We start from the raw sequence: 15796 nt of genomic DNA, 5'->3' as shown, positions 1-15796 counted from the left end.
TCAGGTCCCGCCATTGCGCGGATGCGTGCGCGTGTAAGACGCAATGGTGGCCGCAACAAACAGGCCAAGTAGCACATAGCCCGTAACCGCCTCTGCCACTGCCACACCACGGCATAGCCCGACGGGCTGCAGGTCGCCATAACCGACCGTGGTGAAGGTCACGTAAGAGAAATAGAGCATGTCGGAAGGCTTTTCTGCGCCAATGACGCAAAGGTCGCTATAGCCGAACGCGCCATAGACAGCGGCAAACAGGAATGGCACCACCTGAATGAAAGAAATCCCCATGATGACCAGTTGCCGCCGCGGGCTTTCCACAAGCACCACATGCAGCCAGATCTGCACCAGCAGCCAGATCGCCAACCCGATGGTGGCGATATTGCCAAAGGCATCCCCGGCCTGTTTCTCATCGAGATGGGACAGAAAATAAAACGCCGCACTGCTGACAAAGACCATGGCGGCGGCCCCCAGCAGAGTGCGGCGGAATTCATTTGCCAATGTGATCTGTTCGGACATTGCTGAACCGTCTGGGGGCTTCTCCAGTGGAACCATCACGCTTCAGCGCGCGCTGTGCAAGCCTTTGATGTTCGGCCCCTAAACCTGACCTAGATGCTCTTCGCCACGGGCGCGGGCCAGCGCGATCTGTTTCTGGCGCTCGCGAAAGCGGGTCTTGTCGGCCTCGCTGGTCTTGTCAACACACTGGTGGCAGGACACGCCCGCCTCGAATTCGGGCCGGTTGCGATCTTCGGGTAAGATCGGGCGGCGGCAGCCATGGCAGAGCTTGTGCGGCCCCTCGACCAGCCCATGGCCGACCGAGACACGGTTATCGAACACAAAGCACTCGCCGTTCCAGGTGCTGTTTTCTTGCGGCACCTCTTCGAGATAGCGTAGGATGCCGCCCTTGAGGTGGAACACGTCCTCGACCCCTTGGCCAAGCAGGTAATTGGTTGATTTTTCGCAGCGGATGCCGCCGGTGCAGAACATTGCGACCCGCTTGTTGTGGAACCGGTCCTTGTTGGCGGCCCACCATTCGGGAAATTCGCGGAAACTGTCGGTCTTGGGGTCGATGGCCCCCTCGAACGTGCCGATCGCGACCTCGTAGTCGTTGCGTGTATCGATAACCACCACATCGTCGGAGCGGATCAGATCGTTCCAGTCCTCGGGTTCCACATAATGCCCGACGCGCGCCTTTGGATCGACATCGGGCTGTCCCATTGTGACGATCTCTTTCTTCAGACGCACTTTCATCTTGCCGAAAGGTGGGTGATCGCTTGTCGCCTCTTTCCATTCCAGATCCGAGCAGCCCGGCAAAGCGCTAATATGGGCTAGCACCGCATCGATTCCCGCGCGCGGACCAGCAATGGTGCCATTGATGCCCTCGCCCGCCAGCAGGAGTGTGCCTTTCACGCCTTGTGCCTGGCACAGGTCCAGCAGCGCAGGCTTGAGGGCGGCAGGGTCCGCGAAGCGGGAAAAGTGGTAAAGGGCGGCGATCGTGTACATGGGGAAGTCCAGCTTGGTTTGGTGCCAAAAGGGCAGATAAGGCCGCCTCAGGCTCTGCACTGGGCCGCGGGCGTTTCCGGCGGCTTTGCTTTAGTCCCGATGGGCCGCATCCGCAAGACGCCGATTGACGCGGGGCGGCGCGATGCCTAGGCATTCAGAAAAACGGAGGATGACATGTCTGCAGCCCTTTTGGTCATCGATGTTCAAAACGATTTCTGCCCTGGCGGCGCGCTGGCCGTGCCCGGCGGGAACGAGATCGTGCCAGAAATCAACCGTATGATGGAGGGGTTCGAAACCGTCCTGCTGACCCAGGACTGGCATCCGGCGGGGCATTCCTCCTTCGCCAGTAGCCATGCTGATGCTGCGCCTTATGACTTGGTCGAGATGCCTTATGGCCCGCAGGTGTTGTGGCCGGATCATTGCATTCAGGGCTCGACCGGTGCCGCGTTTCATCCCGATCTGCGCACCGATGCCGATCTGATCCTGCGCAAGGGGTTCCGGGCCGCGATCGACAGCTATTCCGCCTTTTTCGAGAACGACCATGCCACCCCCACCGGGCTTGACGGCTATCTGCGCACGCGCGGGATCACCGAACTGACGATGGTCGGGCTCGCCACCGATTTCTGCGTGCATTTTTCGGCGGTGGATGCCGCCCGGCTGGGCTACGGCGTCACCGTACGGATGGAGGCCTGCCGGGCCATTGATCTGGACGGGTCGCTGGCGGCAGCGATCGAGGCGATGAGCGGTGCGGGTGTCATCCTGACCTGAAAGAGCCGGGTCGCGAAATCTTAACCTTTGTCAGGCACTCCGTTGAGGATAACGGAACAACTGACCGGGGTTGGGTCATGTCGCATGCCGGGTCGCCGCCGACCGACCAACGGACCGGATTTGAAAGCAAATACAGCCGACGCGGGCTGCTACGTCGCTACGCGCGCTGGCGCATTGTCAATTTCGGAACGCGCCAGATCGTGACCATCGTCGGCGGTCTTGCGCTGGTGCTGACCAACGGGCCCGCCTCGGGGCTGATCGCGTTTCTGGTCGCGCTACTGGGTGAAGCGGTCGATTGCCTGTATCTACGCTCTCTGCCGGTGCCGATACCGGCGGGGCGGGGGTACCGACGGATACGACAAATCTCGACTCTGACCGCCGCGTTTCAGGCGCTGACAATCGTGTTTTGTGTCTATGTCGGCTGGACCGGACCTGTCACCGGGCAGTCGCCGTTTTTTGCGATGGCGTTTCTGACCGGGGCCGCGATCGATGCCGGCCTGACCATGCCCTATCACCGCTGCGCCGCGATCGTGCGGCTGAGCATCTATGGTGCAACCGCAATCGCGCTCAATATCGGCGCGTTCCTGACCAGTTCGGGCAACACTGCCGCCTTGCTGCCGAACCTGTGCGGAATTCTTCTGCTGGCTTATATGGTTTTGCTCTTTCAGGGATTCGTGAACCACAATTTCAAACGTCAGCGCGCCTCAACGCTGGAGCTGCTGCGCAACAGCCGGAGGCTTGAGCGGCGGCAACGCGACGCGCAGCAATTGTCGCTTGTGGCCCGAAATGCCAATGACAGTGTCGTTCTTTCGGATTCGCAGGGTCGGATCACCTGGGTCAATGAGGCGTTTACGCGGATCACCGGCTATAGCGCGCAGGAAGCGATCGGGCGATTTCCCGGCGATCTTCTGAACACGCCAGAGACCGACCCCGAAACGCTTCGACGGCTCAAGGCGGCGATCGCATCAGGCAATGAATTTAGGGGTGAAATCCTGAATGCCGCCAAATCCGGGCAGCATATCTGGATCGAGATCAATCTGGTTCCGGTCAAATGCCCCGATGGGCGGGTCGAGGTCTGGGTTGCGGTCGAACGGGATGTGACTGCGGCACGCGCGCATGCCAGCGAAATGGCGGCGGCGCGCGAGGCGGCGGAACGTGGCGCGCGCGCCAAGGCTGAATTTCTGGCGACGATGAGTCATGAGTTGCGCACGCCGCTTAACGGGGTGATCGGGATGGCCGACGTCTTGCTTGAGTCCGAGCTGGATGAGGATCAGCGCGAAAACGCCCTGACAATCCGCAGCTCTGCGCGGGCGCTTCTGACCATCATCAACGATATCCTGGATCTGTCCAAACTTGAGGCGCGCAAGACGGTCCTGTGCCCGGTGCGTTTCGACCTGCTGAGTTGCCTGCGCGAAAGCACGCAATTGCTGACTCCGCAGGCGCGGTCCAAGGGTCTGCAGCTCATGTTCAGGGCGCGGACAGCGGTGCCGCCGCTGGTGCTGGGGGATGAGGGTCGCCTGCGGCAAATCCTCATCAACCTGATCGGCAATGCTCTGAAATTCACTGCCGAAGGCTGCGTGGGTGTCACCTTGTCGATCGCGCCGCGTGGTGATGCGCATACCGTGAAGATAGAGGTTTTTGATACCGGAATCGGGATCGCAGAAGACAAGCTGGATCATGTCTTTGATCGGTTTTCACAGGCGGATGCAGATATCAACCGCACCCATGGCGGTACCGGCCTGGGGCTGACCATCTCGAAAGAGCTGGTCGAGGCGATGGGCGGATCCATTACGGTCTCTTCCGTGCTCGGAAAGGGCACCTGCTTTCGCATCACGCTGCCCTTTGGCTTTGCGTCGCAAGCACAGATCGCTAATGGCAAGGCCGAGCCGAGCCCTGGCCTTGAGCTTGACGGCATGCGATTGCTGGTGGCTGACGACAACAAGGTCAACCGGCTGCTGATCCGCAAATTCCTCAAGGATGTGCCGCTGAACCTGGAGTTTGCCCATGACGGTGCGCAGGCGGTCGAAGCGGTACAGCGCAACCCGCCGGACCTGATCCTGATGGATGTCGCCATGCCGATAATGAGCGGGCTGGAGGCGGCGCGGATCATTCGCGCCCGCGATGGTGCGCAACCAAAGATCATCGCGCTGACCGCCAACACCTTCGATAGCGACCGCGCGGCCTGTCATGCCGCCGGTATGGATGATTTCCTGTGCAAACCGATCCGGCGGGATGACCTGATGGAACGGCTGGTGCACTATGCGCGGGCGACAGCCTCGGCCCGATGCGCGGCTCATTGAAATTGCCTTGGCGCAAAACCTGCCGTATCCATGACCGGCAGAAAGCCCGAGGTATGCCGTGGATATCGCGACGCGCGTCTATAACCATAAGTGGAAGATCGACCCGATTGTCCGGTCCCTGATCGACACGGATTTCTATAAACTGTTGATGTGCCAGTCGGTATTTCGCAATCGGCCGGATACGCATGTCCGGTTTTCGCTGATCAACCGGACCCTCTCGGTCCCGTTGGCGGATCTGATTGACGAGGGCGAGCTGCGCGAACAGCTCGACCACATTCGCTCGCTGCGCCTGAGCCGAGGCGAGAGCACATGGCTGCGCGGCAACACCTTCTACGGCAAGCGCCAGATGTTTCGACCCGACTTCATGGAATGGTTCGAAGGGCTGCGCCTGCCGCCCTATCACCTAGAACGGCGCGGTGATCAGTACGAATTGACCTTCGAGGGGCTATGGCATGAGGTTATGCTGTGGGAAATCCCGGCGCTTGCGGTGCTGATGGAATTGCGTTCGCGCGCCGTGATCAACGACATGCGCCGCTTTGAGCTGCAGATTCTCTATGCCCGCGCCATGACCCGCGTCTGGGAGAAGATCGAAAAGCTGCGTAGCATCGACGGTCTGGGCATTGCCGATTTCGGCACCCGTCGCCGCCATTCCTTCCTCTGGCAGGACTGGTGCGTGCAAGCGATGATCGAGGGGCTTGGGCCGGCCTTTACCGGCACCTCGAACTGCCTGATCGCGATGCGGCGCGAGGTCGAGGCGATCGGGACGAACGCGCATGAGCTGCCGATGGTCTATTCCGCGCTGGCCGAAAGCGACGAGGCACTGGCGCAGGCTCCTTATGATGTGTTGAGCGACTGGCACGAGGAACATGACGGCAATCTGCGTATCATCCTGCCAGATACCTACGGTACCAAGGGCTTTCTGGATCGTGCGCCGGATTGGCTTGCGGGCTGGACCGGTATCCGCGTCGATAGCGGCGATCCCGCCAAGGCGGCGCAGATTGCCATCGACTGGTGGCGCGCGCGCGGCGAAGACCCGCGCAAGAAGCGGATTATCTTTTCCGATGGTCTCGATGTGGACATGATTGCGGCTCTGCACCGGGAGTTTTCTGATCAGGCGATGGTCTCGTTTGGCTGGGGTACGCTGTTGACCAATGATTTCCGCGATCTGGTGGCGGATAATGGGCTGGCGCCCTTCTCGCTGGTCTGCAAGGCTGTGTCAGCCGATGGGCGGCCCACCGTCAAACTGTCGGATAACCCGGAAAAGGCGATGGGCCCGGCGGATGAGATCGCGCGCTACAAGCGGGTGTTCCAGGTTGGCGCGCAGGAAAAGATCGACGTGGTGGTCTGAGCCGCCTCAGCCATGATAAGCCGCGACGGTTTTCAGTTGCGAGAAGCCATACAGCGCCTCGAACCCTTTCTCGCGGCCATGGCCGGATTTGCCGACCCCACCAAAGGGCAGTTCCACCCCGCCCGCCGCGCCATAGTTGTTGATGAAGACCTGACCGGACCGCAGCCGTTTCGCTAGCCGCATCTGTCGCGCGCCGTCTCGGGTCCAGATACCTGCGACCAGCCCGTAATCGGTGCCATTGGCGATTGTCAGGGCCTCTTCTTCGGTATCGAAGGGGATGATGACCTGAACCGGGCCGAATATCTCTTCGCGTGCGAGCCGGTGTCCGGCGGGGACATCGGCAAACAGCGTGGGGCGCACGTAATGCCCCGCCTTCGGCGCATCAGCCAGCACGCTGCCTTGTGCGACCACATTGAGGTCAGAGCCAAGGTCAAGATAGCGCGAGACGATCTCTTTCTGCCGACCCGAAATCAGCGGCCCGACTCTTGGGTCCGACAGAGCGTGGCCAACAGTCAACGTGCCATACGCCGCCGCCATCCGGTCGCGCACCGCGTCATAGACCCCGCGCTGCACCAGAATGCGGGAGGCCGCCGAACAGGTCTGGCCCGCATTCTGGATGCCTGCATTGACCAGAAATGGCAGCGCGGCGTCCAGGTCCGCATCGTCAAAGACCAACTGCGGAGACTTCCCGCCCAGTTCCAACGTCACGGGCACCACATTGCCGCCCGCCGCCTGCTGCACCAAAGCGCCGGTTGCGACCGACCCGGTGAAGGAGATGTGATCGACATCGCCATGCGTCGCCAGCGCCGCCCCGGCCTCGGGCCCCAGCCCGGGGACGACATTCAGCGCGCCTGCGGGCAGCCCGGCCTCTTGGGCCAGATGGGCAAAGGCGAGCGCGGTCAGGCAGGCCTCTTCTGCCGGTTTCAGGACCGTTGCATTGCCTATTGCCAACGCAGCACCGACCGAGCGGCCGATAATCTGCATCGGATAATTCCACGGCACGATATGGCCGGTCACCCCATGCGGTTCGCGCAGGGTATAGATGGTATAGCCGTCGAGATAGGGAATGGTTTCCCCATGCACCTTGTCAGCGGCCCCACCGTAAAACTCGCAATACCGCGCCAGTGCCAGCGCGTCGGCGCGGGCCTGTGTCAGGGGTTTGCCCACATCCATCGCTTCCAGGCGGGCAAGGTCTTCGACCCTGTCACGGACCAAATCGGACAATCGCAGCAGAATGCGACCGCGGTCTGCTGCGGTCAGCGCCCCCCATTCCGACCCAAGTGCGGTACGTGCAGCGGCAACCGCGTGGTCCACATCCTCGGCCCCGCCGCGCGCGATCTGGCAGAGCTCGCTTCCATCGGACGGGTTGGTCAGGCTCAGCGTCTGGCGGTCCATCGCGGGTTGCCAGTCTTTGCCGATCAGGCAAAGCGTCGGGTCGAACCAGATCGGATCAGACATGAGGGTGGCTCCTGTGCTGGGTGTCGATATCGGGAAGAACCGGGGCGGCTGCGATCAGCGCGCGCGTGTAGGGATGGGTAGGATGCGAGAAGACCTGTTCGGTCTCGCCTTCTTCCACGATCCGACCCGCGCGCATCACCAGCACCCGGTCGGTGATCGTGCGCACGACACTCAGATCGTGGCTGATGAAGAGATAGCTCAGGTCATGGCTCTCGCACAGTTCAGCCACCAGATCTAGAATGCGCGCCCGGACTGAAACGTCCAGCGCCGAGACCGCCTCGTCGAACAGGATCAGATCGGGCTTGATGATCAGGGCACGGGCGATAGCGATCCGCTGCCGCTGTCCGCCAGAGAACTCGTGGATGTATTTGCCCGCATCGTCGGGTGACAGGCCAACGGCGCGCAGGGCCTCTGCCACGGCGTCGGCGCGTGCTGCGCCGGAGGGCGATTTTTCAAGCAGGTGATAGGGTTCGGTGATCAGCCGCGCGACGCGATGGCGGGGGTTGAAGCTGCCAAACGGGTCCTGAAACACCACCTGCATGCCGCGACGTACGGCAAGATCGGCACCGCGCTCCGTGTAGACCGACGCGCCGTTCAGCAAAATCTGGCCGCCCTGCACCGGCTCAAGACCCAGGATCGCCCGTGTCAGGGTCGATTTTCCGCAACCGGATTCGCCGACAAGCCCCAACCGCTCGCCTTTTCGCAGCGTGAAACTCACCCTGTCGACTGCGCGGTGATACTCAGCTGGCGCGAACAGCTTCGTGCGTGGCAGCCGGTATGCGCGCACCACGTTCTGGACCGAGAGCAGCGGTTCAGAGCTGTGTTTTTCCGGCAGGTCAACGCTGTGGCGCGACGCTTCGAACAGCATGCGGGTATAGGGGTGGCGCATCCTGGCGAAAAGCTGGCGTGTCGGCCCGGTTTCCACCACTTCGCCCGCACGCATCACCACGATACGGTCCGCCATGTCAGAGACCACCGCCAGATCATGGGTGATCATCAGCAGCCCCATGTCGAACTCAGCAACCAGCCCCTTGAGCAGGTCGAGGATTTGCGCCTGCGTGGTGACGTCCAGCGCGGTTGTCGGCTCATCCGCAATCAGCAGGTCGGGGCGCAGGGCGATGGCCATGGCGATCACCACCCGCTGGCGCTGGCCGCCCGACAACTCATGGGGAAAGCGGGTGGGTGAGAATTGATCCGGGGGCAGACCGACACGGTCGAGCATCTCATGGGCTTGTGCGCGGGCCTGATCTTTGGGCATGGCGCCATGGATCAGAATGGTTTCGGCCACCTGATCGCCGATCGTCTTGACCGGGTTCAGCGCGCTCATCGGCTCTTGAAACACCATCCCGATCCGGGCGCCCCGCAAGGCACAAAGCCGCGTTTCGGGCAGGGTGGTCAGCTCGGTCCCGTCCAGTTGGATCGCGCCGCTGATCTCGGCGCCTTCGGGCAGCAGTTGCATAATCGAAAACGCGGTTATCGACTTGCCCGAGCCGCTTTCACCGGTGACGGCAACGATTTCACCCTTGGCCACGGTTAGATCGACATCGCGCAGGATGGGCTTGCCCGCGATGGACAGGTTCAGGCCTTTGATCTCAAGCAGGCTCACGTGCGCACCACGCGGATGCGCGGGTCGAGCCAGTCACGCAGCCCGTCTCCCATCAGGTTCAGCCCCACCACGATTCCGATGATCGCAAGGCCTGGAAAGATGGCGATATGTGGGGCGATGGTCACCAATGTCTGGGCATCGGCCAACATGCGGCCCAGCGACGGGGTTGGTGGCTGCACGCCCAGCCCGACAAAGGACAGTGCCGCCTCGACTTGAATGCCGAGGGCGAACTGGATGGTGCCCTGCACGATCAGGATGCCGAGGATATTGGGCAGGATATGCTCGGCGCTGATCCGCAGGCGTGACTTGCCCGCAACCCGCGCGGCAAAGATGAACTCTCGCTCCCACAGGCTGAGCGCACCGCCGCGTGTGACACGGGCAAAGACCGGGATGTTGAAGAGGCCAAAGGCGATGATGGCATTGGTGGCAGAAGGACCGAATACGGCGGTGATCAGGATCGCCATGGCCAGCAAGGGGAAGGCGAAGATCACGTCATTGGTGCGCATGATCATCTCGTCGACCCAGCCGCCCTTGCGCTGGCTGGCCAGCAAACCCAGCGGGATGCCGAAGGCAAGCCCGATCGCCACCGCCACGATGGCCACACCCATTGACGTGCGGATACCGACCATGATCATGCTGAGGATATCGCGGCCGAAATGATCGGTGCCCATGGGATGGGCAAGGCTGGGGGGCAACAGTTTGTTGGGGATGTCCAGCTGCGCGTAGGGGTAGGGCGTCCAGACCAGAGACACCAGTGCCAGCCCCAACATCAGAGCCGTCAGAACCGACCCGATCCACATGCCCCGGCTCATGTGCGCGTCCTCAGTCTTGGGTCGACAAGTGCATAGGCCAGATCGACGAGGAAGTTCACCGTGATCACCACGAAGACCAACAGCATCACCACCGATTCCACTACAATCAGATCGCGCGAGTTGATCGACTGGAAGATCAGCCGCCCGAGACCCGGCAGATAGAACACCTGCTCGATGATGATAGCGCCCGCCAGCAGGAACGAGACCTGCAGCCCGATGATGGTCAGCACCGGGATCAGCGCGTTGCGCAGCCCGTGCCGCCAGAGCGCCTGCCCTCGGCTCAGACCCTTGGCGCGGGCGGTGCGCATGAAATCCTCGCCCAGCACATCCAGCAGGGCGGAGCGCATGACGCGGGCGAGGATCGACGCCTGTGGCAGGGCCAGCGCGATGGCGGGCAGGGTCAGCGCGTGCAGCCCGGTCCAGACCCCTTTGTCCCATCCGGGAAAGCCGCCCGCATTGAACCAGCGCAGGTTCACGGCAAAGACCAGCACCAGCATCATCGCGAACCAGAAATTGGGGATCGCGACGCCCAGCTGGGTGGTGCCCATCATCGCGGCATCGCCCATCTTTCCGCGTCGCGAGGCGGCGTAGATGCCTGCCGGAAAGGCCAACAGGATCGAGATCACCAGCGCATAGATCGTCAGCGGTAGCGAAACCCAGAGCCGGTCCGCGATCATCCCCGCCACCGGGGTGCGATAGGTATAGGAGGTGCCGAAATCCCCTTGCAGCATACCGCCAACCCAGGCGAGGTAGCGGTCGGGTTTTGAGGCATCCAGCCCAAGCTCGGTGCGCAATGCAGCCAATGTGTCGGGCTGCGCATTCACGCCCAGCATGAACAATGCCGGATCACCCGGCGCAATCTCGATCACGGCGAAAATCACCAGGGAGGCGACCGCAAGGCTCAGCACCAGGGAGATAAGGCGTTTCAGCGTGTAGCGCAGCATTGGGGCCACGTTAGGCCTGCGTCAGGCGCGGGTCCAGCATCTAGGGCGTGACCAGGAAGTTCAGGACCGCAAATCCGATGATCGCCGCATAAGACAATGGATAGATCCATTTGATCGCGTAATTGTCCAGCTTGGCCGCGGACGCCTCGCGCCCGGCCAGTTTCATGCGTCGCAGCATCACGTTGAACACGATCGCGGCCCCGGTCACCACGAACATCCATTGCAGGATGAAATCCAGAAAGGTCAGATATCCCAGCTTGGGCAGATCGTCGGAAATGACCCAGTTGAAGGCCACAAAAACCAGCAGGTTCGCGCCCGCGATCTCGATGCGTTTGCGGTACTCGTCCAGAAAGAACAGCGACCAGCTGACCGAGACCAGCACCAGCATCGGCAGGAAAATCCGGATCGCGTAGTACAGCACATGCCGTCTGCCGGTGAATTCCAGCGCCACCTTGTCACTCTCCAGCCCCGACAGGCCCACAACGGTTGATTTCTGCATCTGGGCGTTTTCGAGAATCCATTCCTCTTCGCCCAGCAAATCCCCAAGACCGGATTCCTCTTCCAGGATCGAATAGCGCACGGCGCGTGAGGGGAAGACGGAAACCACCTCGTAATAGAAGCGCTGCGTGTCGAACGGGTATTTGCGGAAGTCGAAATAGGGGGCTTGCAGGGTCAGCGATGATTTTTCGAAATAATTGGCTTCGCCCTCGCTGGTCACGGCAATGACCGATTGATGAATCCAGCGGTTCGATTGCTGGTTCTCGATCACGAAGGCGGGCACGATCGCAGCGTTTTCTGTGGCGTATTCCAGAAAGGCGTCGGTCTTGAACACCCGGACATCGCGTTCGTAATCGGCTAGCTCATAAGCCAGCGCGGGGTCTTTCCAGCGAAACCGCAAGGTCGCGACGGCGCCGTAGTTTTCGGATTTCTGGTCAACGAAGGTGATCTGGTCGATATGGATGCCGATCCCCACATCCAGCGGTTTGCCCGGTGTGCCCAAGGGGCGCCCATGGTCATTTTGCAGCAATCCCTGCGCCATAGCCTGTCCAGTCAGCATGAGCAGCATCAGCACGGTTGCCAGTAAGGCTGTCAGGGAAAAGCGGCGCAAATTCATCTCTTGAATGTCAAGCTGGCACGAGAGGGCGACGCATCCGCGTGGCGCGCCGCCCTTTTAGTCATTCTGACCAGGATATGCTGGTCAGGTCGATGGCCGCTGTGGGGGCGTCCGCCCACAGCCCCTGCACCCCGGCCTTGGCGACGCTGAGCTTGGCCCATTGGAACAGGAACCCATTCACGTAATCCTCCGCGATGATTTGCTGTGCCTGTTTGAGCAGGGCGTCGCGTTCTGCCGGATCGGTGGTGGTGTTGAGCGTCTCCATCAGGGTTTGGAATTCGGGATTGTCGTACTGGAAGTAATAGTCGGGCCGCGCATAGATGCCGATATCCATCGGCTCGGTGTGGCTGACGATGGTCAGGCCGAAATTCTTGCCCTTGAAGACCGATTCCAGCCATTGCGCCCATTCCACATTGATGATCTCGGCGGTGATGCCGACCTCAGCCAGTTGCGCCGCGACGATCTCGCCGCCGCGCCGCGCGTAAGATGGCGGCGGCAGATGCAAGGTGGTCTCGAACCCGTCAGCCATCCCGGCCTCGGCCAAGAGCGCCTTCGACTTTTCGGGGTCGAAGGCCGAATTGCCGGTCAGATCCACATAAGCCGGGTGATGCGGCGCGAAGTGGCTGCCGATAGGTGTGCCATAGCCGAACATCGCTCCATCAATGATCGCCTGACGGTCGATGGCATGGGCGATCGCCTGACGCACCCGGATATCATCAAAGGGCGGCTGTTTGTTGTTGGTGCTGAGGATCGTTTCGCCTTCGTTCGAACCGACCAGCACCTGAAAGCGCGGGTCAGCCTCGAATTGCGGCAGGTTTTCCGGCGCGGGGAAGTTGTCGAACACGTCCACATCCTCGGCCATCACGGCGGCAAAGGCGGCGGTGGGGTCCGAGATGAATTTGAACGTCGCACTTTCCAGCGCCGGGGCGTCGCCCCAATAGGCATCGTTGCGGGTGAGTTCGATGCGATCCCCCTGCACCCATTCCGCGAATTTGTAGGCGCCGGTGCCGACCGGGTTGGTCTTGATATCAGCGATGCTCGCCTCGGATACGATCACCGCGTCCCCCCAGGCCAGATTGAACAGCAGGCTGCCATTGGGGTTGGCCAGGGTCACCTGAACGGTCAGCGGGTCCAGCACGGTGACCTCGGCAATCCCGTCAAACAGCGCCTTCTGGGCGTTTGCGCTGTCTTCGGCACGGGCGCGGTCGAGGCTGAATTTCACGTCCTCGGCGCTCATCGGCGCGCCGTCATGGAAACTCACGCCCTCGCGCAGCTTGAAGGTATAGGTCTTGCCGTCGTCTGAAATCTCCCAGCTTTCGGCCAGACCCGGCACGATCGAGCCGTCGCCCATGAAGCGAGTCAGCCCCTCGAAGACATTGGTATAGAGGACTGAGTCGATGGCCTGCGCCGCAGCGCTTGTGGGGTCCAGATGCGGTGGTTCCAGTTGCAGCGCGATGGTGATGTCGCTCTGGGCATGGGCCGTTGACCACCACAGACCGGCGACCAATGCACCCGCCAGTTTCACAGACCGCGAATCGAAAATCCCCATAGTATCCTCCCAGAAATCCCTTTGGCCTTGGCCCGGCCTTTGGCCAACTCTGGTCGGAAACCTTAGGTCATTCAAGTATATGTTGGCGCAACCGGTCTTCATCTGGCGCGTGACAGTTGGTATCTCCGCCGGAACCGCAGTTCGTCGAAAGCAAGCTCATGAGCGCCACAGCCCGCAAGACAGCCCCGAACGCCGATGACATCCTGGGCCGGAAAGGCGGCGATCCGTTGGTCAGCCTGACCGCCTACACCACGCCGATGGCGCAGATGATGGATGGTCATTGCGATTTTGTGCTGGTGGGGGACAGTGTGGGGATGGTCCTGCATGGGCTGCCCTCGACGCTGGGCGTGACGATGGAGATGATGATCCTGCACGGTCAGGCTGTGGCGCGCGGGCTCAGCCGGTCGATGATGGTGATCGACATGCCGTTCGGGTCCTACGAAGAAGGCTCGGCGCAGGCGTTTCGCAACGCCGCTCGCCTGATGGCCGAGACCGGCGCGGGCGCGGTGAAGCTGGAGGGCGGGGTCGAGATGGCCGAAACCATCCGCTTTCTAGTGCGGCGCGGCATTCCGGTGATGGCGCATATCGGGCTGACCCCGCAATCGGTGAACACGCTGGGCGGCTATAAGGTTCAGGGCCGCGAGGAGCAGGCCGAAGCGGTACTGGCGGATGCGCGCGCGGTCGCGGATGCGGGCGCGTTCTCGGTGGTGCTGGAAAAGGTGCCCCAGACCCTGGCAGACCGGATCACCGCCGAGGTTGCAATTCCCAGCATTGGCATCGGTGCCTCGGCGGGTTGCGACGGCCAGATTCTGGTGGTTGATGACATGCTGGGCTTTTTCACTGCCTTCAAACCGAAATTTGTCAAACGCTATGCCGATCTTGGTCCTCTGGCCGAGGCGGCCATCGCCGAATACGCGGCTGAGGTGCGCGCCCGCACCTTTCCTGCTGCGGAGCATGTGTTTGCGGATCAGGCCCCGCAAAAGGCCCCGAAATCATGACCCGCATCCTGCGCCGTTTAAATGATCTTCGCGCTGAGACGGCGCAGTGGCGCTCTGAAGGCCAAAGCGTGGGTGTGGTGCCGACGATGGGCGCCCTGCATGAGGGGCATCTGTCGCTGGTCGAGGCGGCCAAGGCGCAATGTGATCGGATCGTTGTCACGATCTTCGTGAATCCGATGCAGTTCAACAGTCCCGGCGACCTGACCAGCTATCCCCGGGTCGAGGAAGAGGACGCTGGCAAGCTGTCGCCGCTGGGCGTCGATCTGATCTACGCGCCCACCCCGGAGGAGGTCTATCCCTCAGGCTTTGCCACAACCATCACGGTTGACGGGCTGACCGACATGATGGAAGGGCCAAACCGGCCGGGTCATTTCGATGGTGTCGCCACGGTGGTCGCCAAGCTGTTCCTCAAGACCCAGGCCGACCGGGCCTATTTTGGCGAGAAGGATTATCAACAGCTTCTGGTCGTGCGCCGCATGGCCGCCGATCTCAACATCCCCATCGAGGTGGTTGGATGCGAGACCGTGCGCGAGGCATCCGGGCTGGCCATGTCGTCGCGAAACCGGCGGCTGAGCGAGGCGGGGATGCGTCAGGCGGCGGCGTTGCATCAGGTGATGCGCGAAGTGGCGCAGGCCTTGGCTGATGGTACGCGGTTCGCGCCACTGCAGGCCGACGCGGTGCGGCGGCTGGAACAGGCGGGCTTTGATCCGGTTGAATACCTGGAATTGCGGGACGTCGAGACGCTCGCGCCTCTGGACAGCGTCAGCACCGATGCAAGGCTCTTTGCAGCGGCCTTCATCGAAGGTGTCCGCCTGATCGACAATATCGCCATCCCCGCGCGCTGAGGGCGCGCGTTCAGTTGGTGGCCGAGATGATCAGATCGGGACCAAAAATCGTGTCGGCGTATTTTTCGAGATAGATTTTGAGCCAGGGCGTGAACCTCTCGGGGTGCCGGGCAACCTCGGCCTGCAGATCGTGATAGTTGATCCAGCGCGTGTCCATGACCTCATCGGGGTTCGGGTCTTCTGCGACCGTCTTGCGGGCATGCGCCAGGAACACGTCGACCACCTCATGCTCAATCAGGCCCGAGCCCACATCAGCGCGGTATTCAAGCTGATGGCGGAATTCCGGGTAGAGCCCGGTGATTCCCAGCTCTTCGCGCAGGCGGCGCACGGCGCAAACTGACGAGGCCTCGTCCCAGTCGGGATGGGTGCAGCAGGTATTCGCCCACAGGCCGGGCGTGTGGTATTTGCACATGGCGCGCTGCTGGATCAGGATGTTCATGCCGCGAATGACAAAGACCGAAACCGCCTTGTGTTTCAGGCCGTGCTGATGCGCTTCCAGTTTGCCATACGGAACCAGCTTGCCATCGACCCAGGCCGGGATCATCGCCGCCATATTG

14 protein-coding genes are annotated in these 15796 nt (G+C 61.7%); 5 read left to right on the top strand and 9 right to left on the bottom strand.

Annotated elements, in window-relative coordinates; all coding sequences use genetic code 11:
- On the bottom strand, positions 1 to 513 hold the full coding sequence (locus tag Q5Y75_RS10990) for a potassium channel family protein (RefSeq protein ID WP_306197196.1): 513 nt from the start codon (positions 511 to 513) through the stop codon (positions 1 to 3).
- A 78-nt stretch (positions 514 to 591) separates the two neighbouring features.
- Positions 592 to 1497, bottom strand: a complete 906-nt coding sequence (trhO, locus tag Q5Y75_RS10985) for an oxygen-dependent tRNA uridine(34) hydroxylase TrhO (RefSeq protein WP_306197194.1) — start codon at positions 1495 to 1497, stop codon at positions 592 to 594.
- A 174-nt stretch (positions 1498 to 1671) separates the two neighbouring features.
- On the opposite strand from trhO, the gene pncA reads away from it, so the two are divergent.
- The 3 genes from pncA to pncB all read left to right on the top strand — a co-directional run bounded on the left by pncA (position 1672) and on the right by pncB (position 5913).
- Positions 1672 to 2265: a bifunctional nicotinamidase/pyrazinamidase gene (gene pncA / locus Q5Y75_RS10980; protein ID WP_306197192.1), complete on the top strand. Its 594-nt coding sequence runs from the start codon at positions 1672 to 1674 to the stop codon at positions 2263 to 2265.
- Positions 2266 to 2342: 77 nt separating this feature from the next.
- Complete coding sequence (locus tag Q5Y75_RS10975) at positions 2343 to 4565, top strand: hybrid sensor histidine kinase/response regulator (protein ID WP_306197190.1); 2223 nt, start codon at positions 2343 to 2345, stop codon at positions 4563 to 4565.
- 58 nt (positions 4566 to 4623) lie between these two features.
- A complete protein-coding gene (gene pncB, locus Q5Y75_RS10970) occupies positions 4624 to 5913 on the top strand; it encodes a nicotinate phosphoribosyltransferase (protein ID WP_306197188.1) in 1290 nt (429 codons plus the stop codon).
- A gap of 6 nt (positions 5914 to 5919) precedes the next feature.
- Here the strand turns inward: pncB and Q5Y75_RS10965 are convergent, their stop codons facing one another.
- From Q5Y75_RS10965 to Q5Y75_RS10940, 6 genes are all read right to left on the bottom strand, one after another.
- A complete protein-coding gene (locus Q5Y75_RS10965; protein ID WP_306197186.1) occupies positions 5920 to 7371 on the bottom strand; it encodes an aldehyde dehydrogenase family protein in 1452 nt (483 codons plus the stop codon).
- Positions 7364 to 8977, bottom strand: a complete 1614-nt coding sequence (locus tag Q5Y75_RS10960) for an ABC transporter ATP-binding protein (protein ID WP_306197184.1) — start codon at positions 8975 to 8977, stop codon at positions 7364 to 7366. Before Q5Y75_RS10960 ends, Q5Y75_RS10965 begins: the two co-directional genes overlap by 8 nt.
- Positions 8974 to 9789, bottom strand: coding sequence for an ABC transporter permease (locus Q5Y75_RS10955; protein WP_306197182.1), 816 nt, complete (start codon positions 9787 to 9789; stop codon positions 8974 to 8976). Before Q5Y75_RS10955 ends, Q5Y75_RS10960 begins: the two co-directional genes overlap by 4 nt.
- The gene (locus tag Q5Y75_RS10950) at positions 9786 to 10733 is read right to left on the bottom strand and encodes an ABC transporter permease (RefSeq protein WP_306197265.1); all 948 of its coding nucleotides are present in this window, start codon (positions 10731 to 10733) and stop codon (positions 9786 to 9788) included. The genes Q5Y75_RS10955 and Q5Y75_RS10950 overlap by 4 nt, the downstream gene beginning before the upstream one ends.
- Before the next feature lie 40 nt (positions 10734 to 10773).
- Positions 10774 to 11847, bottom strand: coding sequence for a ligand-gated ion channel (locus Q5Y75_RS10945; RefSeq protein WP_371933251.1), 1074 nt, complete (start codon positions 11845 to 11847; stop codon positions 10774 to 10776).
- A 61-nt stretch (positions 11848 to 11908) separates the two neighbouring features.
- On the bottom strand, positions 11909 to 13396 hold the full coding sequence (locus Q5Y75_RS10940) for an ABC transporter substrate-binding protein (RefSeq protein WP_306197178.1): 1488 nt from the start codon (positions 13394 to 13396) through the stop codon (positions 11909 to 11911).
- Positions 13397 to 13554: 158 nt separating this feature from the next.
- On the opposite strand from Q5Y75_RS10940, the gene panB reads away from it, so the two are divergent.
- Both panB and panC read left to right on the top strand, forming a co-directional pair.
- Positions 13555 to 14394, top strand: coding sequence for a 3-methyl-2-oxobutanoate hydroxymethyltransferase (gene panB / locus Q5Y75_RS10935; RefSeq protein ID WP_306197176.1), 840 nt, complete (start codon positions 13555 to 13557; stop codon positions 14392 to 14394).
- Complete coding sequence (gene panC / locus Q5Y75_RS10930) at positions 14388 to 15239, top strand: pantoate--beta-alanine ligase (RefSeq protein WP_306197263.1); 852 nt, start codon at positions 14388 to 14390, stop codon at positions 15237 to 15239. Before panB ends, panC begins: the two co-directional genes overlap by 7 nt.
- Before the next feature lie 10 nt (positions 15240 to 15249).
- On the opposite strand, the gene idi is transcribed toward panC, so the two are convergent.
- The gene (idi, locus tag Q5Y75_RS10925) at positions 15250 to 15792 is read right to left on the bottom strand and encodes an isopentenyl-diphosphate delta-isomerase (protein WP_306197174.1); all 543 of its coding nucleotides are present in this window, start codon (positions 15790 to 15792) and stop codon (positions 15250 to 15252) included.
- Positions 15793 to 15796 lie beyond the last annotated feature (4 nt).

Source organism: Ruegeria discodermiae (assembly GCF_030758345.1).
GTDB lineage: Bacteria > Pseudomonadota > Alphaproteobacteria > Rhodobacterales > Rhodobacteraceae > Ruegeria_C.
This window is presented reverse-complemented; position numbering and strand designations above follow the sequence as displayed.